The organism is Pseudomonas fluorescens group sp. (assembly GCF_020093335.1).
Lineage (GTDB): Bacteria > Pseudomonadota > Gammaproteobacteria > Pseudomonadales > Pseudomonadaceae > Aquipseudomonas > Aquipseudomonas petroselini.
The window spans coordinates 21,895-46,190 of sequence record NZ_JAIOKW010000022.1 but is presented as its reverse complement, the minus strand read 5'-3'; the positions used below and the strand labels follow the sequence as shown (position 1 = coordinate 46,190).

Below are 24,296 nucleotides of genomic sequence, written 5' to 3'. Positions count from 1 at the left end.
TTTTTTTGCTTTTGCTCATAATATGGGATGCAAATTTATATATTGAGATATTTCAAATGATGGGTTTATAGTCGGCTGCATCAGCACTCACTACCAAAAATAAAACAGGTGAAGCGATGCAGGCACAACCGTTGTCACTTCCCGCCGTGCCCGAGCCAACCTACGGCGAGCGCCTCAAAGGCAAAGTGGTGATCATCACCGGCGCCGCCCAAGGCATTGGCGAGGCCATCGTTGCGTGCTTCCAGGCCCAACAGGCGCAGTTGGTCATCGCGGATATCCAAGGCGACAAAGTCGCACAGGTCGCCGCCCACTGGCGCGAACGCGGTGCCGATATCTACGCGCAAGCCGTCGATATCACCTCCAAAGAGCAATGGCAGTCGCTGGTGAACCTCGCCATCGAGCGCTTCGGCCGCGTGGACGTGCTGGTCAACTGCGCCGGCGTCAACGTGTTCCGCGACCCGCTGGAAATGACTGACGAGGACTGGCGCCGCTGCTTCGCCATCGACCTCGACGGCGCCTGGTACGGTTGCCGCACGGTGCTGCCGCACATGATCGAGCAGGGCATCGGTAACATCATCAATATTGCCTCCACCCATTCCAGTCACATCATTCCCGGCTGCTTTCCCTATCCCGTCGCCAAGCACGGCCTGCTCGGCCTCACGCGTGCCCTCGGCATTGAATACGCGCCCAAGGGCATCCGCGTGAATGCCATCGCGCCGGGCTACATCGAAACCCAGCTCAACGTCGATTACTGGAACGCTTTCCCCGACCCCCAGGCCGAGCGCCAGCGCGCGTTCGACCTGCACCCGCCCAAGCGCATCGGCCAGCCGATTGAAGTGGCGATGACTGCGCTGTTCCTGGCGACCGACGAGGCGCCCTTTATCAATGCCACCTGCCTGATGATCGATGGCGGGCGGTCGGTGATGTACCACGACTAAATCGTTTTCCAATAACAAGAATGAGGTGGTTCATGTTCAAGAAGACCCTAGGCGCCCTGGCGCTTGCGATGGCGTTCAGCGGCGTTGCGTTCGCCGAAGAAGTGAAGATCGGTTTCCTGGTCAAACAGGCCGAAGAACCCTGGTTCCAGACGGAGTGGGCCTTCGCCGAAAAAGCCGGCAAGGAACATGGTTTTACCGTGATCAAGATCGCCGTGCCGGATGGTGAGAAGACCCTCTCGGCCATCGACAGCCTGGCCGCCAATGGCGCGAAAGGCTTTGTGATCTGCCCGCCTGACGTGTCCCTCGGCCCGGCCATCGTTGCCAAAGCCAAGGTCAATGGCCTCAAGGTAATGGCGGTGGATGACCGCTTTGTCGATGCCAAAGGCAACTTCATGGAAGACGTGCCCTACCTGGGCATGGCCGCGTTCGAAGTGGGCCAGAAGCAGGGCGCGGCCATGGCCGCCGAAGCGAAAAAACGTGGCTGGGACTGGAAAGACACCTACGCCGTGATCAACACCTATAACGAACTCGACACCGGCAAAAAACGCACCGACGGTTCGATCAAATCCCTTGAAGAGGCGGGGATTCCCAAGGACCACATCTTGACCGCCGCCCTCAAGACCCTGGATGTTCCCGGCAGCATGGACGCCACCAACTCGGCCCTGGTCAAGCTGCCCAGCGGCGCGAAAAACCTGATCATCGGCGGCATGAATGACAACACCGTGCTTGGCGGCGTGCGTGCCACTGAAAGCGCCGGCTTCAAAGCGGCCAACGTGATCGGTATCGGCATCAATGGCACCGACGCGATCGGCGAATTGAAGAAAGCCGACAGCGGTTTCTTCGGCTCGATGCTGCCTAGTCCGCATATCGAGGGCTACAACACGGCGCTGGCGATGTACGAGTGGGTCACCACCGGTAAAGAGCCCGCCAAGTACACCGCGATGGACGAAGTGACTTTGATTACCCGCGCCAACTTCCAGGAAGAACTGACCAAAATCGGGCTGTGGAAATGACCGGCGCGGCCTTGCGCTTCAATGGCATCGGCAAGGAATTTCCCGGTGTGAAAGCGCTGGCGCAGATCAGCTTTGAAGCGCGGCCGCGTGAGGTGCACGCGTTGATGGGCGAAAACGGCGCAGGCAAGTCGACCCTGCTGAAAATCCTTGGCGGCGCCTACATCCCCAGCAGTGGCACGCTGCAGATCGGCGAGCAGACCATGGCCTTCAAAAACGCCGCCGACAGCATTGCCAGCGGCGTGGCGGTGATTCACCAGGAACTGCACCTGGTGCCGGAAATGACCGTGGCCGAGAACCTGTTCCTCGGGCATTTACCGTCGCGTTTCGGTGTGGTCAATCGCAGCCTGTTGCGTAAGCAGGCGCTGGCCTGCCTCAAGGGGTTGGCGGATGAAATTGATCCGGAGGAAAAGCTCGGCCGCCTGTCCCTGGGCCAGCGTCAACTGGTGGAAATCGCCAAGGCGCTGTCCCGTGGTGCCCATGTGATCGCGTTCGACGAACCCACCAGCAGCCTCTCGGCGCGCGAGATCGACCGCCTGATGGCAATCATCACGCGCCTGCGCGACGAGGGCAAAGTGGTGCTCTACGTGTCGCACCGTATGGAAGAAGTGTTCCGCATCTGCAATGCCGTCACGGTGTTCAAGGACGGCCGCTACGTGCGCACGTTCGACGACATGAGCGCGCTGACCCATGACCAGTTGGTGACGTGCATGGTCGGTCGCGATATCCAGGACATCTACGACTACCGGCCGCGTGAGCGGGGCGAAGTGGCGCTCAAGGTCGACGGTTTGCTTGGCCCAGGGCTGCGTGAGCCGGTCAGCCTGCAGGTGCACAAAGGCGAGATTCTTGGCCTGTTCGGCTTGGTCGGGGCGGGGCGCACGGAGCTGTTTCGGCTGCTGAGTGGTTTGACCCGCAGCACCGCAGGAAGCCTTGAGCTTTGTGGGCAAAAACTGCCGCTGCATTCACCTCGCGATGCCATTGCCGCCGGCGTGCTGCTGTGCCCGGAAGACCGCAAGAAGGAAGGCATCATTCCGCTGTCCAGCGTGGCCGAGAACATCAATATCAGTGCGCGCGGTGCCCATTCCACATTCGGCTGGCTGCTGCGTGACGGCTGGGAAAAGCGCAACGCCGACCAGCAAATCCAGGCGATGAAAGTCAAAACGCCGAATGCCGAACAGAAAATCATGTACCTGTCCGGCGGCAACCAGCAGAAGGCCATTCTTGGCCGCTGGCTGTCGATGCCGATGAAAGTGCTGCTGTTGGACGAGCCGACCCGTGGCATCGATATCGGCGCCAAATCGGAGATCTACCAGATCATCCATAACCTGGCGGCCAGTGGTATTGCGGTGATCGTAGTGTCCAGCGACCTGATGGAAGTGATGGGCATCTCCGACCGTATCGTGGTGATGAGCGAAGGTGCCCTCACGGGTGAATTGACCCGCGATCAAGCGGATGAGGCTCGGCTGTTGCAACTGGCTCTCCCGCGTTCGCGGGCTTGATGAATTCGAGGTGAATGATGTCTGAGGTAAAAACTGCAAAGGGCTTCTGGCCGGGGTTCAATCAGCGCAAGTTTCTCGATGATTGGGTGATGCTGCTCGCCGCGCTGGGTATCTTTTTGCTCAGTGCGTTGTTTATCGACAACTTCCTTTCACCGCTGAACATGCGTGGCTTGGGCCTGGCGATTTCAACGGTGGGCATTGCCGCCTGCACCATGCTGTTCTGCCTGGCATCGGGGCACTTCGATCTGTCGGTGGGCTCGGTGATTGCCTGCGCCGGCGTGGTGGCGGGCATTGTGATTCGCGACACCGACAGCGTGGCACTCGGCGTGTCGGCGGCACTGGCCATGGGGCTGGTGGTGGGGCTGATCAATGGCATCGTCATCGCCAAGCTGCGCATCAATGCGTTGATCGCCACGTTGGCGACCATGCAGATCGTGCGCGGCCTGGCCTATATCTTCTCCAGCGGCAAGGCCGTCGGCATGATGGACGAAGGTTTCTTCGTGTTCGGCAACGGCCAACTGCTGGGCGTGCCGGTGCCGATCATCATCACCGTGCTGTGCTTTGTGTTCTTCGGCTGGCTGCTGAACTACACCACCTATGGGCGCAACACCATGGCGATTGGCGGCAACCAGGAAGCCGCGCTGCTGGCCGGGGTGAACGTCGATCGCACCAAGATCATCATCTTCGCCGTACACGGTTTGGTTGGCGCTTTGGCTGGGGTCATCCTCGCGTCGCGCATGACCTCCGGCCAGCCGATGATCGGCCAGGGCTTTGAGCTGACAGTGATCTCCGCCTGCGTGCTGGGCGGGGTATCGCTGAGCGGCGGCATCGGCATGATCCGCCATGTGATTGCCGGGGTGTTGATCCTGGCGATCATTGAGAACGCGATGAACCTGAAGAACATCGATACCTTTTACCAATATGTGATCAGGGGTTCGATCCTGTTGCTGGCGGTTATCATCGACCGCATGAAGCAACGCTGATCCCGAGCCCTATGAAGATTCAAATGTGGGAGGGGGCTTGCCCCCGATAGCGGTGGGTCAGTGGATACATGTTTTTCTGATGTGCCGCCATCGGGGGCAAGCCCCCTCCCACATTTGGATCGCCACTGTATTGAGGGTCGGTATTTGCCATAATGCCCCTGCTTTCACACTAATAGGCCCGATATGCAGGAAAACGCCCACACCCCCGTCAAAGAAGCCGCCCCCACCGGCACCCAGACCCTGCTGCGAGGCCTGGGCGTGGTGCAGGCGGTGGCGGCCGGTGCGCGGGATCTGAAAGAGATCGCCCGGCGTATCGGCACGACCCGCAGCACCACGCACCGATTGGCCAGTTGCCTGGTGGAGGAACGTTACCTGCGCGTGGTGCCGCAGGTCGGTTACCTGCTGGGGCCGAAGTTGATCGAGCTGGGTTTTCAGGCGCGCGAGGAGCTGCCATTGGTGACCTTGGCCATCCCGTACCTGGATGAGCTGTCGGCACTGACCGGCGACACCATCCACCTGGCCATCCGCGAATACGACGACGTGCTGTACCTGCACAAGAACCCCGGTCGCAACGGCCCGGAAATGCGCTCACGGGTGGGTCATCGCATGCCGTTGGCGCGTACGGGCGTGGGCAAGGCGATGCTGCTGGATGACGCTGTCGAGGAGTGGCAGCGTTTGTATGAGACCAGCCTGCCGGCGGGTGGGAAAAACCTGCAATGGCCACAGCACCCGGAGCAATCCTGGGCACAGTTCGAGCAGCGCATGCGTGAATACGTGGTGGGCGGTTATGCGTTCGATCTGGAAGACAACGAACCGTCGATTCGCTGCGTGGCGGCACCGGTGCGCGATGCCAGCCGGCGAATCGTCGCCGGCATCAGCATCGCCAGTACCGTGCCCTACATGCCGCTGGAGAAGATGGCCGAGCTGATCCCTGTGATCAAACAGGTGGCAGCGCGGCTGTCAGCGGAGTTGGGCGCTAAAGGCTGATCAGACCTTCAAGGTCGCCATGTCGATGACAAAGCGGTACTTCACATCGCCGGCGATCATGCGGCTGTAGGCTTCGTTGATGTTGCGGATGTCGAGCATTTCGATGTCGCAGCTGATGCCGTGCTCGGCGCAGAAATCCAAGACTTCCTGGGTTTCGGCAATGCCACCGATCAAGGAACCGGCCAGGACTTTGCGGCCCATGATCAGCTTGGCGGCGTTGACCGGTGGGTCGACCGGTTCGATCAGGCCGACCAGGATGTGCACGCCGTCAAAGCGCAGCACGTCGAGGTAGGGGTTCAGGTCGTGCTGCACCGGGATGGTGTCCAGCAGGAAGTCAAAGTGCCCGGCGGCCGCTTTCATCTGCTCGGCGTCGGTGGACACGATCACGTGATCGGCACCCTGGCGACGGCCTTCTTCAGCCTTGCTCGCGGAGCGGGTGAACAAGGTCACTTCTGCGCCAATCGCCTTGGCCAGCTTGATGCCCATATGGCCCAGGCCGCCCATGCCCAATACGCCGACCTTGTCGCCGGCCTTGATGCCGTAGTGCTTGATCGGCGAGTACATGGTGACACCGGCGCACAGGATCGGCGCGGCGCTGGCCAGGTCGAGCTTGGCTGGGATCTTCACCACGAAGTGTTCGCTGACCACGATGCTGTCGGAGTAACCGCCCATGGTGTTGCTGCCGTCTACGCGGTCCGGGGTGGCGTAGGTCATGGTCGGGCCTTCGAGGCAATATTGCTCCAGGTCCGCTTTGCACGCGTCGCAGTGACGGCACGAATCAACCATGCAGCCCACGCCCACCAGGTCGCCGACTTTATGCGCGGTGACGTTGGCGCCGACGGCGGTGACCTTGCCGACGATCTCGTGGCCCGGCATCAGTGGGTACACGGCGATGCCCCATTCGTTGCGCGCCTGGTGGATGTCGGAGTGGCACACGCCGCAGTACAGGATCTCGATGGCCACGTCATCCACGCGCGGGCTGCGGCGCTGGAAGGACATGGGGGCGAGGGGAGTGGTGGCCGACTGAGCGGCATAACCGATGGCGGTGTACATGGTGGAACCTCGCAAAAGCGTTGGAAAGTGAGGCGGGCCATTTTCCGCGCCGGTCCCGGATGCGGCCATGGTGATTGCTCCGAGTCTCATGCCTATTCGTCCGGGAGTGCCCTGTGTTTGGGTTTTTGTGTCGCCGGACCTGCGATGATGCTCTCATCCCTTTTCAGCGAAGTTTTTTGCCATGTTGTTGACCCGCCATCTTGATGCCAACGCCCCGCTGGTTGCCCTGATTGAGGGGCTGACGCCCCGTGACGGTTTCTCGCCGACACACTTGCCCGGTGTGCAGGTATTGCGTGCCAGTTGCGACGTGGCACGCGGGCCGCAGATCTATGAGCCGAGCCTGATGTTTGTCGCCCAAGGCAGCAAAGTCGCCTACCTGGGCCCGCGTACGCTGGAGTATGGCGCCGGGCACTACCTGATCCAGGCGATGCCGGTGCCGTTCGAGTGCGAGACGTTTGCCATGGCGCCGGATGCGCCGCTGCTGGGCGTGACGGTGGGCATTGATCGCGTGGTGCTGGGCGAGTTGGTGATGGCCATGGGCATTCAGGCCGGGCCGCCGCCGACGGCGCAGACGCTGGAGTCGATGAGCTCCGTGGTGCTCGATGATGCGATGCGCGGGTGTGTCGAGCGGTTGTTGCAGTGCCTGCACGATCCGCTGGAAAGCCGGATCATGGGCCCGGCACGGGTACGAGAATTACTCTTCACTGCATTGCGTGGGCCACAGGCGGATGTGTTGCGGGCGTTGGTGGAACAGCAGGGGCAGTTTTCGCGGATTGCGACGGCGTTGAATCACCTGCATGCCCATTATGCCGAGCCGCTGAATATCGAGACGCTGGCGGGGTATGCGCACATGAGTGCGTCGACTTTTCATGAGCACTTCAAGCGCTGCACGCTGTTGTCGCCGGTGCAATATCTGAAGCGTCTGCGGTTGCTCAAAGCCCAGCAGTTGCTGTTGGTGGAAGGCATGGGGGTGGCGCAGGCGGCGCATAACGTGGGGTATCAGAGCACGTCGCAATTCAGTCGAGAGTACAAGCGCTACTTCGAGCGCAACCCTGGCGAAGAGCGGGCTGCATAGTCATTCCAGGCAAAGCACATATCCAAATGTGGGAGGGGGCTTGCTCCCGATGACGGTGTATCCGTCAGCAAATCTGTAGCTGACCCACCGCTATCGGGAGCAAGCCCCCTCCTACATTTGACCGTGTTTGCACTCATAAAAAAGGCTCCCGATTTGGGAGCCTTAATGTGCAAGCCAGCTTACATATTCGGGTAAGTCGGCCCACCTGCACCTTCCGGCGTGACCCAGGTGATGTTCTGCGAAGGGTCCTTGATGTCACAGGTCTTGCAGTGCACGCAGTTCTGGGCGTTGATCTGGAAGCGCTTCTCGCCATCTTCTTTCGTGATCACTTCATACACGCCGGCCGGGCAATAGCGCTGCGCCGGTTCATCGTAGAGCGGCAGGTTGGTGCCGATCGGGATGCTCGCGTCTTTGAGCTTCAAGTGGCACGGTTGCTCTTCTTCGTGGTTGGTACCGGAGATGAACACCGAGCTCAGCTTGTCGAAGCTCAGCTTGCCGTCGGGTTTGGGGTAGTCGATCTTCTTGCTGTCTTTGGCCAGCTTGAGGCAGGCGTAGTCCGGCTTGGTGTCGTGCAGGGTGAACGGCATCTTGCCGCCCAGGATGTTCTGGTCGAACCAGTTGAAGCCGGCGCCGATGATCGGGCCGAACTTGTGCATCGCCGGGCCGAAGTTGCGGCTGGCGAACAGTTCTTCGTAGAGCCAGCTGGACTTGAAGCTGTCGACGTAAGCGGTCAGTTCATCACCGCCTTCGGACTCGGCAAACAGGCGGTCGGCCACGGCGTCGGCGGCGAGCATGCCGGACTTCATCGCGGTGTGGCTGCCTTTGATCTTGGCGAAGTTCAGCGTGCCCAGATCGCAACCGATCAGCGCGCCACCCTTGAAGACCATCTTCGGTAGCGAGTTCAGGCCGCCTTTGCAGATGGCACGGGCGCCGTAGCTGATGCGCTTGCCGCCTTCGAGGTACTGGGCCAACACCGGGTGGTGCTTGAGGCGCTGGAACTCATCGAAAGGCGAGAGGAAGGTGTTGCTGTAGGACAGGTCGACGATCAGGCCGACGACCACCTGGTTGTTTTCCAGGTGATACAGGAACGAGCCGCCGGTGTTTTCGGCGCTCATGATGTCCAGCGGCCAACCGGCGGTGTGCACCACCAGGCCTGGCTGGTGCTTGGCCGGGTCGATTTCCCAGATTTCCTTCAAGCCGATGCCGTAATGCTGGGCGTCGGCGTCGCTGTCCAGGTTGAAGCGCTGGATCAGTTGCTTGCCGATGTGGCCACGGCAACCTTCGGCGAACAGCGTGTACTTGCCACGCAGTTCCATGCCTGGGGTGTAGACGCCTTCTTTGGGGTTGCCTTCACGGTCAACGCCGAGGTCACCGGTGATGATCCCACGGACCACGCCGTTTTCATCGAACAGCGCTTCCTGGGCGGCGAAGCCTGGGTAGACTTCCACGCCGAGGTTCTCGGCCTGCTGGGCGAGCCAGCGGCACAGGTTGCCCAGGGAGATAATGTAGTTGCCTTCGTTGTGCATGGTCTTGGGCACAAAAAAGTCGGGAACCTTGGTGGAGGCTTCGGGGCTGCGCAGTACATAGATGTCATCGCGCACCACGGGGGTGTTGAGTGGGGCGCCGAGTGCTTTCCAGTCCGGGAACAGTTCGTTCAGGGCACGTGGTTCGAACACAGCACCGGACAGGATGTGTGCGCCGACTTCGGAGCCTTTCTCGACCACGCAGACGCTGATTTCCTTACCGGCTTCGGCGGCCTTCTGCTTCAGTCGGCAGGCGGCAGACAGGCCCGCCGGGCCAGCGCCGACGATGACCACGTCGAATTCCATGTATTCGCGTTCCACAGGCTATCTCCTACTCAAGGCTCAACAGGCTTTTTTTCTAATGGGTGGAGGTTCGGTGTCGTGTCCGTCATCACTGCGCCAAATGGCAGGGGATGACCCACCTTTCTCTCTAGGTGGCGCATTATATCTACACCACTGCCAGCGTCCAATACAAACGTTTGTTTGAATTGCCCGCAGGCTAGGTAAATCAAAGAGGCGCGGCTTATGACTGGCTATTTTGCCGTATTGACCAGAATAGGCGTTCCGGTCAATATACGGTCGGTTTTGCGCTTACCGTAGGCAGACAGCAGGTTTCAAGAGCACGTCCAAAAGCACGACAGGTGACGCGCGCCCAAACGATGGCGCGCAGTTTACACGCTGCGATAAAGAATGACCTCTCAGTCACCACTGACGAACGGTCATCATTTCCCGTGAGCAAGGTCATCCGCCGACGTTTTTGGAGGTGCCCTTGTGTGCCGATGAGCATCAACCGCCAGGTTCGCCTAGGCGACTTTCTTTTCACCGGAGAGTAACGAGGAATCCATGAAGGTTCTTGTAGCTGTCAAACGCGTTGTCGATTACAACGTGAAAGTTCGCGTCAAGGCGGACAATTCCGGCGTCGACCTCGCTAACGTCAAGATGTCGATGAACCCGTTCTGCGAAATCGCCGTGGAAGAAGCCGTACGCCTGAAAGAGAAAGGCGTGGCGACTGAAATCGTCGTGGTTTCCATCGGCCCGACCACTGCTCAAGAGCAGCTGCGTACCGCCCTGGCGCTGGGCGCCGACCGCGCTATCCTGGTCGAGTCCGCTGAAGAGCTGACCTCCCTGGCCGTGGCCAAGCTGCTCAAAGCGGTTGTCGACAAGGAACAGCCTCAACTGGTGATCCTTGGCAAACAAGCCATCGACAGCGACAACAACCAGACGGGCCAGATGCTGGCTGCACTGACCGGTTACGGCCAGGGCACCTTTGCTTCGAAAGTCGAAGTGAACGGCGACAGCGTAGCGGTGACCCGTGAAATCGACGGCGGCGCGCAGACGGTTTCGCTGAAACTGCCGGCCATCGTCACCACCGACCTGCGTTTGAACGAGCCGCGTTATGCGTCCCTGCCAAACATCATGAAAGCCAAGAAGAAGCCTCTTGAAGTGCTGACTCCGGATGCTTTGGGCGTTTCCACCGCCTCCACCAACAAGACCGTCAAGGTTGAAGCACCGGCTGCACGCAGCGCGGGCATCAAGGTCAAGTCGGTGGCTGAACTGGTCGAGAAACTGAAAAACGAAGCGAAGGTAATCTAACCATGACTATCTTGGTAATCGCAGAACACGACAACAAGGTTGTGGCCCCGGCCACCCTGAACACTGTCGCCGCCGCCGCCAAAATCGGTGGTGATATCCACGTCCTGGTCGCCGGCCAAAACGTTGGCGCCGTGGCTGAAGCCGCTGCAAAAATCGCTGGCGTGAGCAAAGTACTGGTCGCCGACAACGCGGCCTATGCTCATCAACTGCCGGAAAACGTCGCCCCGCTGGTTGCAGAGCTGGGCGCCGGCTACAGCCACATTCTGGCTGCCGCCACCTCCAACGGCAAAAACATCCTGCCACGCGTTGCCGCGCAGCTGGACGTTGACCAGATCTCCGAGATCATCTCGGTCGAAAGCGCCGACACCTTCCAGCGCCCGATCTACGCCGGTAACGCCATCGCTACCGTTCAATCGAACGCTTCGGTCAAAGTCATCACCGTCCGTGCCACCGGTTTCGACCCGGTGGCCGCTGAAGGCGGTTCAGCTGCCGTTGAAGCTGTTGCGGCTGCCCACGACGCGGGTACATCCAGCTTTGTTGGCGAAGAGCTGGCCAAGTCGGATCGTCCTGAGCTGACCGCTGCCAAGATCGTCGTTTCCGGCGGCCGTGGCATGCAGAACGGTGACAACTTCAAGCACCTGTATGCCCTGGCTGACAAGCTGGGCGCTGCGGTCGGTGCTTCTCGCGCGGCCGTCGACGCAGGTTTTGTACCGAACGACATGCAGGTCGGCCAGACCGGCAAGATCGTCGCGCCACAGCTGTACATCGCCGTCGGTATCTCCGGCGCGATCCAGCACTTGGCCGGTATGAAAGACTCCAAAGTGATCGTTGCGATCAACAAGGACGAAGAAGCACCGATCTTCCAGGTGGCTGATTATGGCCTGGTGGCGGACTTGTTCGAAGCCGTACCCGAGTTGGAGAAGCTGGTCTAATCCAGTCGCTTCACTTATAAAGAGCCCGGTCCTTGTGACCGGGCTTTTTTTTGACTTGCTGGAGACACTCGCCATGGAACTGCGCCCCTGGGCCGTACTGCTGGGCCTCACACTGCTGCCGAGCCTGACGCTGGCCGCTGGCAAATGCGATCGCCTGGTGATCACCGGCAGCCCGGACGCACCGCCTTTGCTCTGGCGCGACCCGCAAGATCCCACGCACCTGATCGGCGCCACTGCTGATGTGTTGCAGCAAGTGGCCAAGGACCTCGGGTTGAAAATCGACCTGCTCTACGGCGGCAAACGCTCCCTGGCCCTGGATGAAGTGCGCAGCGGACGCATGGATATCCTGGCCGATGCGCCGCTGAACCTGGGCGAACTGGAAACCCTCGACTACATTCACCCGGCGCTGGTGCAGCTCGACTACCTGGTCTGGACGCGCAAGGATTCGGCGCTGGCCTACACCACGGCGGCCGACCTGCACGGGCACAAAGGTGCAGTGTCGGAGCGTGCACGCTTGAGCGCCGACTTCGAGACCTTCGCCAGCCAGCAACTGAGCCTGCAGCGCCTGCCTTCACTGACGCCGGCGTTCCAGAAGCTGCTGCTGGGGGAAGTGGACTATGTGCTGGCGAGTCGTTATTCCGGCATGGCCATGGCGCAGAGCCTGGGCATGAGCAATGACCTGATCGCCCGCGACGTGCCCATCGATCAGCCGGGCCTGTACCTGGCGATTTCCCACAACTCGGCCTGCAATGATCCGTGGTTACGCGGACAGCTCGCTAAAAAGATGACAGAATTGCCCGCGTCCGGTGTGGCGGAAACCGCGCTGCAGCGCAATCTGGAGCGCTGGAAAGCACAATTGCAGCAACCCGTCGGCACCCCAACAAAGTAGGGATTTTCAGTGACTCTTCGACCTCTTTTCGCGGCCCTCGCCGTTGTCGCTCTGGCGGGATGTGCAGCCGATCCTGCGCCGAATGAACAAATACGCCTCACCCAGCAAGCCTTGGAACAAGCCGGCGCCGTGGGTGCCAGTGCCGATGAATCACCCGAACTGAAACTGGCCGAAGACAAATTCGCCCAGGCCAAGGCCGACATGGCCGATCAATCCTACAAGGACGCACGCATGCAGGCCGAACAGGCCGAGCTGGACGCGCGCCTGGCCGAAGCCCAAGTGCTGACCCGCAAGAGCCAGGAACAACTGAACGTGCTTAACACCCGCATCACCCGTCTGCGCAAGCAATTGCAACTGGGGGAGGCCCAATGAACCCGATGATCCGTGGTTTGGGTTGTGCCGTGTTGTTGGGCAGTGCGGTGCTGGGCGGTTGCGCCAGCCACCCCAATGGCGAGCAGGCCTTGCAGCAGGCGGGCAGTGACTTCCAGAAGGTCAAGGAAGACGCCAATGTGTTACGCATCGCGCCCAAGGATGTGATCCGTGCCGGCGAGTCTCTGGCCCGCGCCGATCGCTTGTCCAGCTACTGGGGCAGCGGCGCCGACGTGGTGCATTACGCCTACCTGAGCCAGCGCTACAGCGCCATTGCCCGCGAGCACACCGAACAGGCGCTCAACGAAGAGCGCGGCGCCAAGCTCGAGCTGGAACGCCAGCGCCTGCAACTGGCGCTGCGTGAAAGCAAGCTGATCAGCGTGCAGCAGCAAGGTAAGTGGCTTGAAGAACAGATCGCCAGCCTGGCCACCACCCAGACCGATCGCGGCCTGGTGATGACCCTGGGTGACGTGCTGTTCGACACCGGTGAGGCGGAGCTGAAAAACTCGGCCAACCGCACTGTGCTGAAAATCGTACAGTTCCTGCAACTGAACCCCAAGCGTGTGGTGCGCATCGAGGGGTATGCCGACAACACCGGCGGTGAGCGGGAAAACCTCAAACTGTCCCGCGACCGCGCACAGTCGGTGGCCGATGTACTGGTAGACCTGGGGATCGACGAAAAACGCATCCAGGTCGAGGGTTATGGCGACCAGTACCCGGTCGAAGCGAATGCCTCCGAGCGGGGCAGGGCGCAGAACCGTCGGGTGGAAATTGTGTTTTCCGACGCCAAAGGCCAGTTGGGCGCCGCCCGCTAGAAGCCTGGCGCAGATCAAAAATGTGGGAGGGGGCAAAACCCCCTCCCACATTTTTTATGTGCGCCTGAAATCCCAGTCACCCGCCCTACAGTTTTTACTGTCACTCCCGCCCGCGCTCGACTATTGTGGCAACTGTCCCCGTACACTTCTAAACTGTGCCGGTATGTTTCACACAAAAATAAAATACCCGTGAAATCGAGTGCTGCGTCATGACCAATCTGTTGCTTTACCAACGTATCGCCCAGCAACTGGCTGAGGATATCCGGCGCGGTGTCTATCAACCGGGGGAGCGCGTGCCTTCGGTGCGCAAGATGAGCTCCCAGCTCAACGTGAGCCACGCCACGGTGTTGCAGGCCTACGCCAACCTGGAAGACCAGGGGCTGATCCGGGCACGTCCGCAGTCCGGTTATTACGTGCATCAGACACCCGCGCTCACGGCCCCCACGCCGGACATCGCGCGGGTCGAGCGGCCGGGGTTGGTCACCCGCAGCAGCATCATTCAGCAAGTGTTGGGCGAATCCCGCCGCGAAGGGGTGTTCCCGTTGGGCGCCGCGGTGCCGAGCGTGGATTACCTGCCGGTACGGGCATTGCACCAGCAGTTGGCCAAGGTCACGCGCTTTCAGAGCCCTCGGGCCTTCAGTTATATGTTCAGCCCCGGTTTCGAACCGCTGCGCCGTCAGGTGGCGATCCGCATGCGCGATGCGGGTGTGGTGGTGGATCCTTCCGAAGTGGTGATCACCCACGGTTGCGTCGATGCCTTACAGATGTCACTGCGGGTGTTGACGCGCCCGGGCGACCTGATTGCCGCTGAGTCGCCGACGTATTACGGCCTGCTGCAGCTGGCTGATCTGCTGGGCCTCAAAGTCATCGAGATTCCCAGCGACCCGTCCACCGGCATGAGCCTGGAAGCCCTGCAACTGGCGGCGAACCAATGGTCGATCAAGGCGCTGGTATTGACCACGCGCCTGAGCAACCCGCTCGGCGGCACCATGCCCGAAGAGCGGCAAAAACAGTTACTGCGCCTGGCCTCGGATTTCGATATCCAGATTGTCGAGGACGATATCTACGGCGAACTGATGTTCGAGCTCGGCCGCACCAAGGCCCTGAAAGCCTATGACCGCCTGGACCGGGTGATCTATTGCTCGAGTTTTTCCAAAACATTGTCCCCCGGCGTGCGCATCGGCTGGATGATCGCCGGCAAGTACCAGCAGGAAATCCAGCGCCTGCAGATGTTCAGCACCCACTCCGCGTGCAGTGTCACGCAGATGGGCGTTGCCGCTTACCTTGAGAATGGCGGCTACGACCGGCACCTGCGCTACATCCGTCAGGAATACCGCAAGAACCTCAGCGCGTTCCAGCTGGCGGTGCAGCAGTATTTCCCCGAAGGCACGCAGATGACTCGCCCTACCGGCGGTTTTATCCTGTGGGTCAGTTTGCCCGGACGGGTCAATACCCAGGAACTGCACGTGCGTGCCCTGCAACAGGGCATCAGCATTGCGCCAGGGTTGATTTTCAGCAACACAGAACAGTTCAACCACTGCATTCGCCTTAACTGCGGTACGCCGTGGAACCGTGAGGCAGAGCGGGCGCTGATGACCCTGGGGATGCTGGCCAGCCAGCTATGCCAGGAGACTGCAGCCGGCCTCTGAGGCGCAAAAAAGGGACAACTCCGACAGTGGGCTGATCACCACGCTTGTCATGCCGTGCACAACAAGCGAGCATATGGCCCTCTGCCGTTAATGCTGTAGGCAATATGACTCAGATTTTTCGCGCTGTTCTGGTAATTGGCCTGTTAAGCCTGTGCAACGTCAGCACAGCGCTGGCGGCGGCCCCTGTGAGCGAAACCAAGCCTGCTGCCAGCTCTGAACAGAAGACCCCTGCGAAAAAACCGGCGCCGGCCAAAAAAGCGCCCGCTGCGAAGAAGAACGCGGCCACTGCCAAAAAACGTGCTGCGAGCAAATCCAAGGCCTCCCGTGAAGTGGCCCAGACGCAATTGCCCCCTGCACAGTTGGACCTGTCACTGCCTTCGGACATGGTCAGGCACTTGCAGCCCATCGGCACCATGCCCAAGCCCAAGAGCGTGCCCCTGCTGCCGCCGATGTTCGGCGAGAAGCCCACCGACAACAGTGCATTCCAGATCAACGGCCGCCTGCTCAGCAATGAGATGAGGCTGCAATTGCGCAACGAAGAGCGGCGCGATGTGGAAGGTGCAGCGCTGGATTTCGAATTCAAGCAGTAAACTTTTCCCACAGACGTGACGTGTCCCTCCGACCATCTGTCGCAGACTGGTCAGTCACGTTTGTTTTCTGCGAAAAACCCCTGTTAGACCATTTTAAAACGGCTGTTTTAGGGCGTACTCTAGCCCGGCCATCCACATTGAGTCGTCGAGGACCTGCTGGTCATGAATTGCCGTGAAGGCTGTGGCGCTTGCTGCATCGCCCCCTCCATCAGTTCGCCATTACCGGGAATGCCACAAGGCAAGCCGGCCGGCGAACGCTGCCTGCACCTGTCGGTCGAACAGCTATGCCTGCTGTTCGGGCAACCGGAGCGACCGGCGGTGTGCAGCGATTTCAAGGCGGATATCGAGGTCTGCGGCACCGACCAGGCCGATGCGATTCGCTTGATCGGCTGGTGGGAGCAGATGACGGCGGCTTGATGGGCTTTACTATCGGAACTTTTTTCGGAACTTCGACAATAAGGAATACAACAATGGGTTCGCTGAAACGAATGGCTGTGCTGTGCGGTTTTACGGTGTTGTTTGCTGCCACTGCCCAGGCTGAGGATTGGCAAGTCGCCAAGGATGAAGACGGTATCAAGGTGTCCCTGAGCGAAGTGGCCGGCTCCAAGTACAAGGCGTATCGCGGTGTGACCACGATCAAGGCGCCGGTTGCCAAGATTGTTGCGCTGCAGGAAGACGTAGTGGGTGCCTGCAAATGGATTCACGAATGCAAATTGCAAAAACTGCTTAAACACGAGGGTGACGTCAGCTACACCTACACCCAGTTCAATGCCCCGTTCCCCGTCACCAATCGTGACTCGATTCTCAAAATCACCACCTCGAAGGGCGCTGACGGCAGCGTGACCCGAACTTTGCTGGAGGTCCCGACCTATCAGCCAGAAGAAAAAGGCTTCGTACGGGTTGCTCAAGTAGACGGTTTCTGGAAACTGGTGCCAAAGGGCGACAACCAGACCGAAGTCACTTACCAGGTGCACACCGAACCAGGTGGCAGCGTGCCTTCGTGGTTGGCCAACAAGTTTGTGGTGGACGCGCCGTTCAACACCTTGAAAGCCTTGAAAGAACACGCTGAAAAATAAGCGCAGTTGATCGGGTGTCTCCGACCTTGGGTGGAACGTTTGCCAAGCCCCCAAGGTCCAGATAGAGGTAAGCCCACACACGGGTTTTATCGAGGAGGCACCGATGCAAAAGTGGCAGATTACCTTCGTTGATGATCACGGCGTGCAGTCCGTTGAACAGTTCACCTGTGACCAGAAGCCCAGCCTCGAAGATGCGGCACACATGATTCGCAACAAACTGGTGCCCGTCGCCGCCGAACTGGACCTGAACGACCTGGAGGGCCGCAAGCCCGAGCCTACGGTCAAGATCCTCAAAGACCAGAACAGTATCCAGATCCTCGACATCTCTCCTGCCGCCTGAATATTCCCTGTCCACCCTTAAAGCGCCTCTGGTGGAGGTGATAGCTTCGCGCTACTCTGCAAATGAGATCAGCGAATGAATCGCTAAGGTCTGGTCTTGTCAGCTACATGCTTGTTTTCCAGCGGTGATGTTATTGCCGTAGTCCCCACGCCAGTACGGCGTGGGCTTCGGGAAGCACGGAAAGTCTATCCATCAATTTGAGGAGCACTTTTCATGAGCACAGCCTATCAAGAAGACATCAGCACCAACGTTCTGCGCCGCATGAAAGAGGGCGGCTTCGACTTTTCGCGTTTTCACCCCATCGAGTTCTACGCCATTTTCCCGGATGAGGAACGGGCGCGCAGGGCTGCGGGTGAGTTTCGCGGGGAATCCCTGAATGCCCAGGTCAGTGCGCGCGACGATGGCGCCTGGTACCTGGAACTGAGCAAAATCATGTTCGCTACCTACGACGGCATAGGAGACTTCGAGCAAGACTTTGAGGCGGTGGTCGAGCCGCTGGGTGGGATCATCGAGGGATGGGGCGTGAAACAGGAGGTGCGTGGGTTACCCATGTAGCAGTTAGCAGTATGAGAACCACAGCGTATCGGCTGACCTTTGGGTCGGCCGATTTTGTTTGTGCTGTAGGAAAACTACTCGGAACTTGTAGCCCACTTTTCTGCACCAAAAAAAAGCCACCCAAAGAGGGTGGCCTAAAGGGAAGAGCGGTGGGCTGAACCTGTAGGACGCATCCTGTTCAGCAGATGGTTGTGATTATCCGCAGGCTTGGCCGGGCAGTGAAATCAACTCTGGCTATGCTGTTGATAGTCAAAGCCCGCATTGCGATGAAGCGTGGGGCTGTGCACCGGGTATTCTGCGCACCAGGACGGTGCGGTCAGATTTTTATGTTTATTTAACTCACTGATTTTTAAGTGTTTATGCCGCTGGCACGGGCCTTGCGATGGTTCTTGCGTCCGGGTGACAAGGAGTTCGGCATGATCCGCACTTATTACGATGAGATGTACGATGGGGCAGGGCAGGTCCGGCCTCATTACCGCGAGTTCGCCCGCTGGTTGGCCGACACGCCTGCTGAACTGCTGGCGCAACGCCGGCGCGAAGCCGATTTGCTGTTCCACCGCGCCGGGATCACCTTCACGCTCTACGGGGACGAGCAGGGCACCGAGCGCCTGATCCCCTTTGACACCATCCCACGCAGCATCCCCGCCAGCGAATGGCGGATTGTCGAGCGCGGCTGCATCCAGCGGGTCAAGGCGCTTAATATGTTTCTCGCCGACCTGTATCACGAACAACGCATCATCAAGGCCGGGATCATCCCCGCCGAACAGGTCCTGGCCAACGAGCAATACCAACTGGCCATGCAAGGCCTGGACCTGCACCGCGACCTGTATTCCCACATCTCCGGGGTCGACCTCGTACGCGATGGCGACGGCACGTACTACGTGCTGGAAGACAACCTGCGTACACCGAGCGGCGTCAGCTACATGCTCGAAGACCGCAAGATGATGATGCGCCTGTTCCCCGAACTGTTCGCCGCCCAACGCATCGCGCCCATCGATCACTACCCCAACCTGCTGCTGGATACCCTGAAAAGCTCCAGCCCCCTGGACAACCCCAGCGTGGTGGTATTGACCCCGGGCCGCTTCAACAGCGCGTTCTTTGAACATGCCTTTCTGGCCCGTGAAATGGGCGTGGAACTGGTGGAAGGCGCCGACCTGTTCGTGCGCGATGACCGCGTCTTCATGCGTACCACCGATGGCCCCAAGGCCGTGGACGTGATCTACCGTCGCCTTGATGACGCCTTCCTCGACCCCTTAGCCTTCAACCCGGACTCCATGCTCGGCGTGCCCGGCCTGCTCGCGGCCTACCGCTCCGGCAATGTGGTGCTGGCCAATGCTATCGGCACCGGGGTGGCGGATGACAAGTCGGTGTACCCCTTCGTCACCGAGATGATCCGTTTTTACCTGGATGAAGAACCGATCCTGAAGAATGTTCCGACCTTCCAGTGCCGTAAGCCCGACGAACTTTCCCACGTATTGGCCAACCTGCCCGACCTGGTCGTGAAGGAAACCCAAGGCTCCGGCGGCTACGGCATGCTGGTGGGCCCGGCGTCCACCGCAGCGGAAATCGAAGCCTTCCGTGCCCGTATCAAGGCCAAGCCCCACGCCTATATCGCCCAGCCGACCCTGTGTTTATCCACCTGCCCGACGTTTGTCGAAAACGGCATTGCGCCCCGCCATATCGACCTGCGCCCGTTCGTGTTGTCCGGCAAGGAAACCCGTGTGGTCCCCGGCGGCTTGACCCGCGTTGCATTGCGCGAAGGCTCGCTGGTGGTCAACTCGTCCCAGGGTGGCGGCACCAAAGACACGTGGGTGGTCGAGGACTGATGCCATGTTGAGTAGAACTGCCTCGGATTTGTACTGGATGTCGCGCTACCTTGAACGCGCGGAGAACCTCGCGCGCATGCTCGACGTCAGCTATTCGCTGTCGCTGATGCCCCAGGATGGGCGCGGTGATGGCCTGCATGAACTGGCCATGCCGCTGTTGATCACCGGCACCCTGGAGGATTACCACGCACGTCACGGTGAATTGCACGCTGAACGCCTGCTGCACTTCTTTGCTCTGGATGCGGCCAACCCGGCCAGTATCTACAGTTGTCTTGGCGCCGCGCGGGCCAGCGCCCATGCGGTGCGTGGGCGAATTACCGCCGACATGTGGGAAAACATCAACGCTACCTGGTTGGATATTCGTGATATCGCCCAGCAGGGCCTGAGCCGTTATGGCATGAGTCGGTTCTGTGAGTGGGTCAAGGAGCGTTCCCATCTGTTCCGGGGCGCTACCTACGGCACCATCATGCGCAACGATGCCTTCCGCTTTATTCGCCTCGGCACGTTTATCGAACGCGCCGACAACACGCTGCGCTTGCTGGACGCACGCTATGAAATGGCCGGTGACCAGGCCGAAGCCGTCACCGATGGCACTGCGCATGCCTACTATCAATGGAGTGCCTTGCTGCGGGCCTTGTCGTCGTTCGAGGCCTACACTGAGATTTATCGCGATGCGCCCGGCGCCCGGCAAGTCGCTGAGTTGCTGCTGCTGCGCGCCGATGTGCCGCGCTCACTGCGTGCCTGCAGCGAAGAGATTGACCAGATCCTGGCCAGCCTGCCCGGCATCAACGGCCGCCCGGCCCAGCGCCTGGCCGCCGAGATGGATGCGCGCCTGCGCTTTACCGCCATTGATGAAATCCTTGAGGAAGGCCTGCACGCCTGGCTGACCGACTTTATCCCCTTGGTCCGCCAATTGGGCGACGCCATCTACAGTTCCTACCTGGAGGCCGCATGAGACTCTCCATCAGCCACGAAACCACTTACCACTACGAAGACCAAGTGCGCGCCAGCATCCAGTACCTGCGCCTGACGCCCCATGACAGCGAGCGCCAGCATGTGCTCAGTTGGCAACTCGACCTCCCGCGTCCGGTGCGTGCCCAAGTGGACCCGTTCGGCAACATCCTGCACGTGCTGACCCTGGATGAGCCCCACGACGCCATCATCATCGGTGCGCGTGGCCAAGTGGACATCGACGAACTGCGCGAGGCCGAACACGAGAGCCAATCGGCATTCCCGTTCCTGCGCTGCACCCGCCTGACCGAGCCCGATGAAGCGCTGCGCGGCTTTGCCGACCAGCATTGCCATCAACGTCGCGATCGCACGGCGTTGATCGACCTGATGCATGCACTTAACCAAGCGATGGTCTACACGCCGGGCGCGACCGAAGTTGACACCTGCGCCGCCCAGGCCTTCGCCGGCCGTGCAGGCGTGTGCCAGGACCACACCCACGCGTTTTTGGCCTGCGCACGCAGCCTGGGGATCCCTGCGCGGTATGTGTCGGGGTATTTGTATTCCGAGGACAGCACGCACCTGGCCAGCCATGCCTGGGCCGAAGCTTGGCTGGATGACGCTTGGTACAGCTTTGACGTGACCAACCAGCTGGCCCGCCCGGAGCGGCATTTGAAACTGGCGGTAGGGTTGGATTACCTGGATGCCTGCCCTGTGCGCGGCATGCGTCGCGGCGGCGGTCATGAGCAGATGCACGCGAAGGTGTTCGTGGCGCCGACGCCGGTGATTTCCGTCCAGCAGCAATAGCGTGATCGCGGGTCTGCCAGAGGTTTTGTGGCTTGTAGTGAGCGGGCTTGCCCCGCGCTGGGCTGCGAAGCGGCCCTGATCAAGCAGAATGCGGTGCATCAGGTATTGCCGAGGCGCCTAGATCAGAGCTGCTTCGCAGCCCAGCGCGGGGCAAGCCCGCTCACTACAAGGGCTGTTTACGCGCGGCCATGTGCTTTAGATACTCAACCAATAAATCCAGCTCATTGTCCGGCAACACGCTGGCGGCGAATGCCGGCATCTTCGCCTGTGGCCAATGCCGCAGGCTCTGCGGGTCACGGATATAGCGCTTGAGGAAATCACCGCCAAAATACTCGGTGGGGTTATAAGGGACATTCAGGTCCGGCCCCACCTGTGCATCACCGGCGCCATTGAGGCGGTGACAGGCCAGGCAGTTTTTCTGGAACAGCGCAAAGCCCTGGTTGATCGGGTCATTGGCCGCCAGCGTCGGGTCGGGCAACAACGCCGGAAAACGCTCCGCCACGGTCTTCAACTGCTTTATCCCGGAGATCTGGAACGGCCACTGCTCCGGGCTGATAGACCCGGCTTGTGGGTCGGTCCACACCAGGTAGAACGGCCCGGCACTCGGTTTGCCATCCGCCAGTGCGGGCCATGGCTGGGCGGGGTCCTCCACCGCGAGCCAGGCGCGTGCACCGTGGTTTTCCAGCAGCGGCGCAGCCGTGAGTTCGGCGGCGAATCCATCGAGGGCAACGGCTTGCAGGTGGCTCTCAGGTTTCAAACCCGGTAGGAGCACCGCCAGCGGCACTGCACGATAGGTCATGGTGCGCTTGTAGGACACGTCATCAACGATCTGCACCGTTTGCGCTTGCGGGTGCTTGAGCAGGTCGGCGGTCTGCCAGGTCTTGCGGGTGTGGTCGAGTTCGACGGTCAATTGCGCGGCTGAAGCGGGAAGGCCGATCAGCAAGGCGAGGAGGGCAAGGATGGCTTTCAAGATGCAGGCTCGAATCAACGTGGCGATTGGGCTCACGATACCGGAAATCGGCGCGTAAAAAGACAGCCCCTGCAGGACCGCTATGCGCAATGTCCCGGCAGGCGCTGCCAAAAACTGCAAACCCTGTGCTGTGATTGCACGGAATGGGGCCGTGGAGGGGTCACCCAATAACCTTGGTTAAGTTGGGCAAGATCAAAATCAGTGTGGTGGCGAACAGAATGAGTCCCGCCTGACGTACTTTCGAATGTTTAAACATGGCTGACTGCCTTTTGTTGTTATTCCTGAGCGTCAAATACGTGCCGGTTTTATTTCAGTATGGCGAGATGACGTGTCACTTTTCTTACAGCTGCTCCAGCAAAACCCGGCAGCAACTTCTTACTGATTCAACCTTAGAGCCCTCGTTCTTCTTGGCTTAGACCCATTTCATATCAGCTAATCAGCATTTCAGCTTAAAAAGGCATGAGGCATAACGCCATCTTGGCGCCAATGCCTTGGCTAGACAGCTAAAACGATTAATCAGGTAATTACCTTAGGAGGCTACCGTTCGTCCGAGCGAGTGGGTCAAAACCAATGAGCGCATCCGTCATTGAAACCGTGTCAATCGGGCCTAAGGTAGAGGCACACCTGCACAGCGGTTCGAGGACGTCATGACCCAAGCTTTGATCTTTGATGCGATACGTACGCCCCGTGGCAAAGGCAAGTCGGACGGCGCCTTGCACAGCGTCAAGCCGGTTAACCTGGTAGCCGGTTTGCTCACCGCCCTGGCCCGACGCAGCGACCTCGACACCCAACAAGTGGACGACATCGTGCTCGGGTGCGTGACCCCGGTGGGCGACCAGGGTGCCGACATCGCCAAGACCGCCGCCCTGGTGGCCGACTGGGACATCAGCGTCGCAGGCGTCCAGATCAACCGCTTCTGCGCGTCAGGCCTGGAAGCGGTCAACCTGGGCGCGATGAAGGTGCGCTCCGGCTTCGAAGACCTCGTGGTGGTCGGTGGCGTCGAGTCCATGTCCCGCGTGCCCATGGGCAGTGACGGAGGCGCCTGGGTGCTCGACCCGCAGACCAATCTGCACAGCCACTTCACCCCACAGGGCATCGGCGCGGACCTGATCGCTACCCTCGAAGGGTTCACCCGCGAGGACGTCGACGCCTTTGCCCTGCATTCACAACAGAAAGCGGCCAGGGCACGTGCAGACGGTTCCTTCAACACGTCGCTGATTGCGGTGCGGGACCAGAACGGCATTGTGCTGCTCGACCATGATGAGTTTATTCGCGGCGACTCCACCCTCGAAGGCCTTGGCAAGCTCAAGCCCAGCTTCGAAATGATCGGGCAGATGGGCTTCGATGCCACTGCGCTGCGGGTCTACAGCCATGTGGAGCGCATCAACCACGTACACACGCCGGGCAACAGCTCCGGCATCGTCGATGGCGCCGCGTTGATGTTGATCGGCTCCGAGGCCAAGGGCCGCGAACTTGGCCTGCAGCCCCGGGCGCGTATTGTCGCCACGGCGGTCACCAGCACTGACCCGACCATCATGCTCACCGGCCCCGCGCCTGCCACGCGCAAGGCCCTGGCCAAGGCTGGGTTGCGCGTTGAAGACATCGACCTGTTCGAGGTCAACGAAGCGTTTGCCTCGGTGGTGCTCAAGTTCATCAAGGACATGCGCATCGACGCGGCACGGGTCAACGTGAATGGCGGCTCTATCGCCATGGGCCATCCGCTGGGCGCCACCGGCTGCGCGATCCTCGGCACCCTGCTCGACGAACTGGAAGTGCGCCAGCAGCGCTACGGCCTGGCCACCTTGTGTGTCGGCGGTGGCATGGGCATCGCCACCATTATCGAACGCCTCTGAGCCCAAGGAATCTGTC

The 24,296-nt window shown here is 60.3% G+C and carries 24 protein-coding genes; 21 read left to right on the top strand and 3 right to left on the bottom strand.

Features of this window, described 5'->3' with window-relative positions; translation table 11 throughout:
• Positions 1 to 116 precede the first annotated feature (116 nt).
• The 5 genes from K7431_RS20700 to K7431_RS20680 all read left to right on the top strand — a co-directional run bounded on the left by K7431_RS20700 (position 117) and on the right by K7431_RS20680 (position 5,417).
• Positions 117 to 938, top strand: coding sequence for an SDR family oxidoreductase (locus K7431_RS20700; RefSeq protein ID WP_043205764.1), 822 nt, complete (start codon positions 117 to 119; stop codon positions 936 to 938).
• A 32-nt stretch (positions 939 to 970) separates the two neighbouring features.
• A complete protein-coding gene (locus tag K7431_RS20695) occupies positions 971 to 1,951 on the top strand; it encodes a substrate-binding domain-containing protein (RefSeq protein WP_043205762.1) in 981 nt (326 codons plus the stop codon).
• Positions 1,948 to 3,447, top strand: coding sequence for an L-arabinose ABC transporter ATP-binding protein AraG (araG, locus tag K7431_RS20690; RefSeq protein ID WP_043205759.1), 1,500 nt, complete (start codon positions 1,948 to 1,950; stop codon positions 3,445 to 3,447). Before K7431_RS20695 ends, araG begins: the two co-directional genes overlap by 4 nt.
• A gap of 17 nt (positions 3,448 to 3,464) precedes the next feature.
• A complete protein-coding gene (gene araH, locus K7431_RS20685; RefSeq protein WP_043206320.1) occupies positions 3,465 to 4,430 on the top strand; it encodes an L-arabinose ABC transporter permease AraH in 966 nt (321 codons plus the stop codon).
• A gap of 183 nt (positions 4,431 to 4,613) precedes the next feature.
• Positions 4,614 to 5,417 (top strand): IclR family transcriptional regulator, encoded by an 804-nt coding sequence (locus tag K7431_RS20680; protein ID WP_015885409.1) that lies wholly within the window; start codon positions 4,614 to 4,616, stop codon positions 5,415 to 5,417.
• Here K7431_RS20680 and K7431_RS20675 read toward each other — a convergent pair whose 3' ends face one another.
• Positions 5,418 to 6,470: an NAD(P)-dependent alcohol dehydrogenase gene (locus K7431_RS20675; protein ID WP_015885408.1), complete on the bottom strand. Its 1,053-nt coding sequence runs from the start codon at positions 6,468 to 6,470 to the stop codon at positions 5,418 to 5,420.
• Positions 6,471 to 6,651: 181 nt separating this feature from the next.
• Between K7431_RS20675 and K7431_RS20670 the strand changes: the two genes are divergently transcribed.
• Complete coding sequence (locus K7431_RS20670; protein ID WP_015885407.1) at positions 6,652 to 7,545, top strand: AraC family transcriptional regulator; 894 nt, start codon at positions 6,652 to 6,654, stop codon at positions 7,543 to 7,545.
• A gap of 179 nt (positions 7,546 to 7,724) precedes the next feature.
• On the opposite strand, the gene K7431_RS20665 is transcribed toward K7431_RS20670, so the two are convergent.
• Positions 7,725 to 9,389, bottom strand: coding sequence for an electron transfer flavoprotein-ubiquinone oxidoreductase (locus tag K7431_RS20665; protein WP_015885406.1), 1,665 nt, complete (start codon positions 9,387 to 9,389; stop codon positions 7,725 to 7,727).
• Positions 9,390 to 9,911: 522 nt separating this feature from the next.
• Between K7431_RS20665 and K7431_RS20660 the strand changes: the two genes are divergently transcribed.
• The 14 genes from K7431_RS20660 (at position 9,912) to K7431_RS20595 (ending at position 21,457) form a co-directional block, all read left to right on the top strand.
• A complete protein-coding gene (locus K7431_RS20660; protein WP_015885405.1) occupies positions 9,912 to 10,661 on the top strand; it encodes an electron transfer flavoprotein subunit beta/FixA family protein in 750 nt (249 codons plus the stop codon).
• Positions 10,662 to 10,663: 2 nt separating this feature from the next.
• A complete protein-coding gene (locus K7431_RS20655; protein ID WP_015885404.1) occupies positions 10,664 to 11,593 on the top strand; it encodes an electron transfer flavoprotein subunit alpha/FixB family protein in 930 nt (309 codons plus the stop codon).
• A 73-nt stretch (positions 11,594 to 11,666) separates the two neighbouring features.
• Positions 11,667 to 12,482: a substrate-binding periplasmic protein gene (locus K7431_RS20650; protein ID WP_015885403.1), complete on the top strand. Its 816-nt coding sequence runs from the start codon at positions 11,667 to 11,669 to the stop codon at positions 12,480 to 12,482.
• Between the two features lie 9 nt (positions 12,483 to 12,491).
• Positions 12,492 to 12,854: a DUF4398 domain-containing protein gene (locus K7431_RS20645; protein ID WP_015885402.1), complete on the top strand. Its 363-nt coding sequence runs from the start codon at positions 12,492 to 12,494 to the stop codon at positions 12,852 to 12,854.
• The gene (locus K7431_RS20640; RefSeq protein ID WP_015885401.1) at positions 12,851 to 13,666 is read left to right on the top strand and encodes an OmpA family protein; all 816 of its coding nucleotides are present in this window, start codon (positions 12,851 to 12,853) and stop codon (positions 13,664 to 13,666) included. The genes K7431_RS20645 and K7431_RS20640 overlap by 4 nt, the downstream gene beginning before the upstream one ends.
• A 209-nt stretch (positions 13,667 to 13,875) precedes the next feature.
• Positions 13,876 to 15,315 carry an aminotransferase-like domain-containing protein gene (locus K7431_RS20635; protein ID WP_015885400.1) on the top strand — a complete coding sequence of 480 codons (1,440 nt, stop codon included), beginning with the start codon at positions 13,876 to 13,878 and terminating at the stop codon, positions 15,313 to 15,315.
• A 104-nt stretch (positions 15,316 to 15,419) separates the two neighbouring features.
• Positions 15,420 to 15,905: a hypothetical protein gene (locus K7431_RS20630; RefSeq protein ID WP_015885399.1), complete on the top strand. Its 486-nt coding sequence runs from the start codon at positions 15,420 to 15,422 to the stop codon at positions 15,903 to 15,905.
• Positions 15,906 to 16,067: 162 nt separating this feature from the next.
• Positions 16,068 to 16,322, top strand: a complete 255-nt coding sequence (locus K7431_RS20625) for a YkgJ family cysteine cluster protein (protein WP_015885398.1) — start codon at positions 16,068 to 16,070, stop codon at positions 16,320 to 16,322.
• A 53-nt stretch (positions 16,323 to 16,375) separates the two neighbouring features.
• The gene (locus K7431_RS20620) at positions 16,376 to 16,981 is read left to right on the top strand and encodes an START domain-containing protein (protein ID WP_015885397.1); all 606 of its coding nucleotides are present in this window, start codon (positions 16,376 to 16,378) and stop codon (positions 16,979 to 16,981) included.
• Between the two features lie 103 nt (positions 16,982 to 17,084).
• On the top strand, positions 17,085 to 17,321 hold the full coding sequence (locus tag K7431_RS20615) for a hypothetical protein (protein ID WP_015885396.1): 237 nt from the start codon (positions 17,085 to 17,087) through the stop codon (positions 17,319 to 17,321).
• Between the two features lie 213 nt (positions 17,322 to 17,534).
• Positions 17,535 to 17,876: a ribonuclease E inhibitor RraB gene (locus K7431_RS20610; protein ID WP_015885395.1), complete on the top strand. Its 342-nt coding sequence runs from the start codon at positions 17,535 to 17,537 to the stop codon at positions 17,874 to 17,876.
• A 416-nt stretch (positions 17,877 to 18,292) separates the two neighbouring features.
• On the top strand, positions 18,293 to 19,702 hold the full coding sequence (locus K7431_RS20605; RefSeq protein ID WP_015885394.1) for a circularly permuted type 2 ATP-grasp protein: 1,410 nt from the start codon (positions 18,293 to 18,295) through the stop codon (positions 19,700 to 19,702).
• 4 nt (positions 19,703 to 19,706) lie between these two features.
• On the top strand, positions 19,707 to 20,657 hold the full coding sequence (locus K7431_RS20600; RefSeq protein ID WP_015885393.1) for an alpha-E domain-containing protein: 951 nt from the start codon (positions 19,707 to 19,709) through the stop codon (positions 20,655 to 20,657).
• The gene (locus K7431_RS20595) at positions 20,654 to 21,457 is read left to right on the top strand and encodes a transglutaminase family protein (protein WP_015885392.1); all 804 of its coding nucleotides are present in this window, start codon (positions 20,654 to 20,656) and stop codon (positions 21,455 to 21,457) included. Before K7431_RS20600 ends, K7431_RS20595 begins: the two co-directional genes overlap by 4 nt.
• A 163-nt stretch (positions 21,458 to 21,620) precedes the next feature.
• Here K7431_RS20595 and K7431_RS20590 read toward each other — a convergent pair whose 3' ends face one another.
• Complete coding sequence (locus K7431_RS20590) at positions 21,621 to 22,427, bottom strand: c-type cytochrome (RefSeq protein WP_015885391.1); 807 nt, start codon at positions 22,425 to 22,427, stop codon at positions 21,621 to 21,623.
• A 647-nt stretch (positions 22,428 to 23,074) separates the two neighbouring features.
• Here K7431_RS20590 and K7431_RS20585 point away from each other — a divergent pair.
• On the top strand, positions 23,075 to 24,280 hold the full coding sequence (locus tag K7431_RS20585; protein WP_015885390.1) for an acetyl-CoA C-acetyltransferase: 1,206 nt from the start codon (positions 23,075 to 23,077) through the stop codon (positions 24,278 to 24,280).
• Positions 24,281 to 24,296 lie beyond the last annotated feature (16 nt).

Excerpts from the sequence above, each read along its gene's own strand:
- K7431_RS20635 (WP_015885400.1), top strand. The coding sequence starts at position 13,876 with ATGACCAATCTGTTGCTTTACCAACGTATCGCCCAGCAACTGGCTGAG.
- K7431_RS20660 (WP_015885405.1), top strand. The coding sequence starts at position 9,912 with ATGAAGGTTCTTGTAGCTGTCAAACGCGTTGTCGATTACAACGTGAAA.
- K7431_RS20610 (WP_015885395.1), top strand. The coding sequence starts at position 17,535 with ATGAGCACAGCCTATCAAGAAGACATCAGCACCAACGTTCTGCGCCGC.
- K7431_RS20655 (WP_015885404.1), top strand. The coding sequence starts at position 10,664 with ATGACTATCTTGGTAATCGCAGAACACGACAACAAGGTTGTGGCCCCG.
- K7431_RS20605 (WP_015885394.1), top strand. The coding sequence starts at position 18,293 with ATGATCCGCACTTATTACGATGAGATGTACGATGGGGCAGGGCAGGTC.
- K7431_RS20640 (WP_015885401.1), top strand. The coding sequence starts at position 12,851 with ATGAACCCGATGATCCGTGGTTTGGGTTGTGCCGTGTTGTTGGGCAGT.
- K7431_RS20600 (WP_015885393.1), top strand. The coding sequence starts at position 19,707 with ATGTTGAGTAGAACTGCCTCGGATTTGTACTGGATGTCGCGCTACCTT.
- K7431_RS20670 (WP_015885407.1), top strand. The coding sequence starts at position 6,652 with ATGTTGTTGACCCGCCATCTTGATGCCAACGCCCCGCTGGTTGCCCTG.
- K7431_RS20585 (WP_015885390.1), top strand. The coding sequence starts at position 23,075 with ATGACCCAAGCTTTGATCTTTGATGCGATACGTACGCCCCGTGGCAAA.
- K7431_RS20695 (WP_043205762.1), top strand. The coding sequence starts at position 971 with ATGTTCAAGAAGACCCTAGGCGCCCTGGCGCTTGCGATGGCGTTCAGC.
- K7431_RS20625 (WP_015885398.1), top strand. The coding sequence starts at position 16,068 with ATGAATTGCCGTGAAGGCTGTGGCGCTTGCTGCATCGCCCCCTCCATC.
- K7431_RS20595 (WP_015885392.1), top strand. The coding sequence starts at position 20,654 with ATGAGACTCTCCATCAGCCACGAAACCACTTACCACTACGAAGACCAA.
- K7431_RS20700 (WP_043205764.1), top strand. The coding sequence starts at position 117 with ATGCAGGCACAACCGTTGTCACTTCCCGCCGTGCCCGAGCCAACCTAC.
- K7431_RS20630 (WP_015885399.1), top strand. The coding sequence starts at position 15,420 with ATGACTCAGATTTTTCGCGCTGTTCTGGTAATTGGCCTGTTAAGCCTG.
- araG (WP_043205759.1), top strand. The coding sequence starts at position 1,948 with ATGACCGGCGCGGCCTTGCGCTTCAATGGCATCGGCAAGGAATTTCCC.
- araH (WP_043206320.1), top strand. The coding sequence starts at position 3,465 with ATGTCTGAGGTAAAAACTGCAAAGGGCTTCTGGCCGGGGTTCAATCAG.
- K7431_RS20650 (WP_015885403.1), top strand. The coding sequence starts at position 11,667 with ATGGAACTGCGCCCCTGGGCCGTACTGCTGGGCCTCACACTGCTGCCG.
- K7431_RS20615 (WP_015885396.1), top strand. The coding sequence starts at position 17,085 with ATGCAAAAGTGGCAGATTACCTTCGTTGATGATCACGGCGTGCAGTCC.
- K7431_RS20620 (WP_015885397.1), top strand. The coding sequence starts at position 16,376 with ATGGGTTCGCTGAAACGAATGGCTGTGCTGTGCGGTTTTACGGTGTTG.
- K7431_RS20680 (WP_015885409.1), top strand. The coding sequence starts at position 4,614 with ATGCAGGAAAACGCCCACACCCCCGTCAAAGAAGCCGCCCCCACCGGC.
- K7431_RS20675 (WP_015885408.1), bottom strand. The coding sequence starts at position 6,470 with ATGTACACCGCCATCGGTTATGCCGCTCAGTCGGCCACCACTCCCCTC.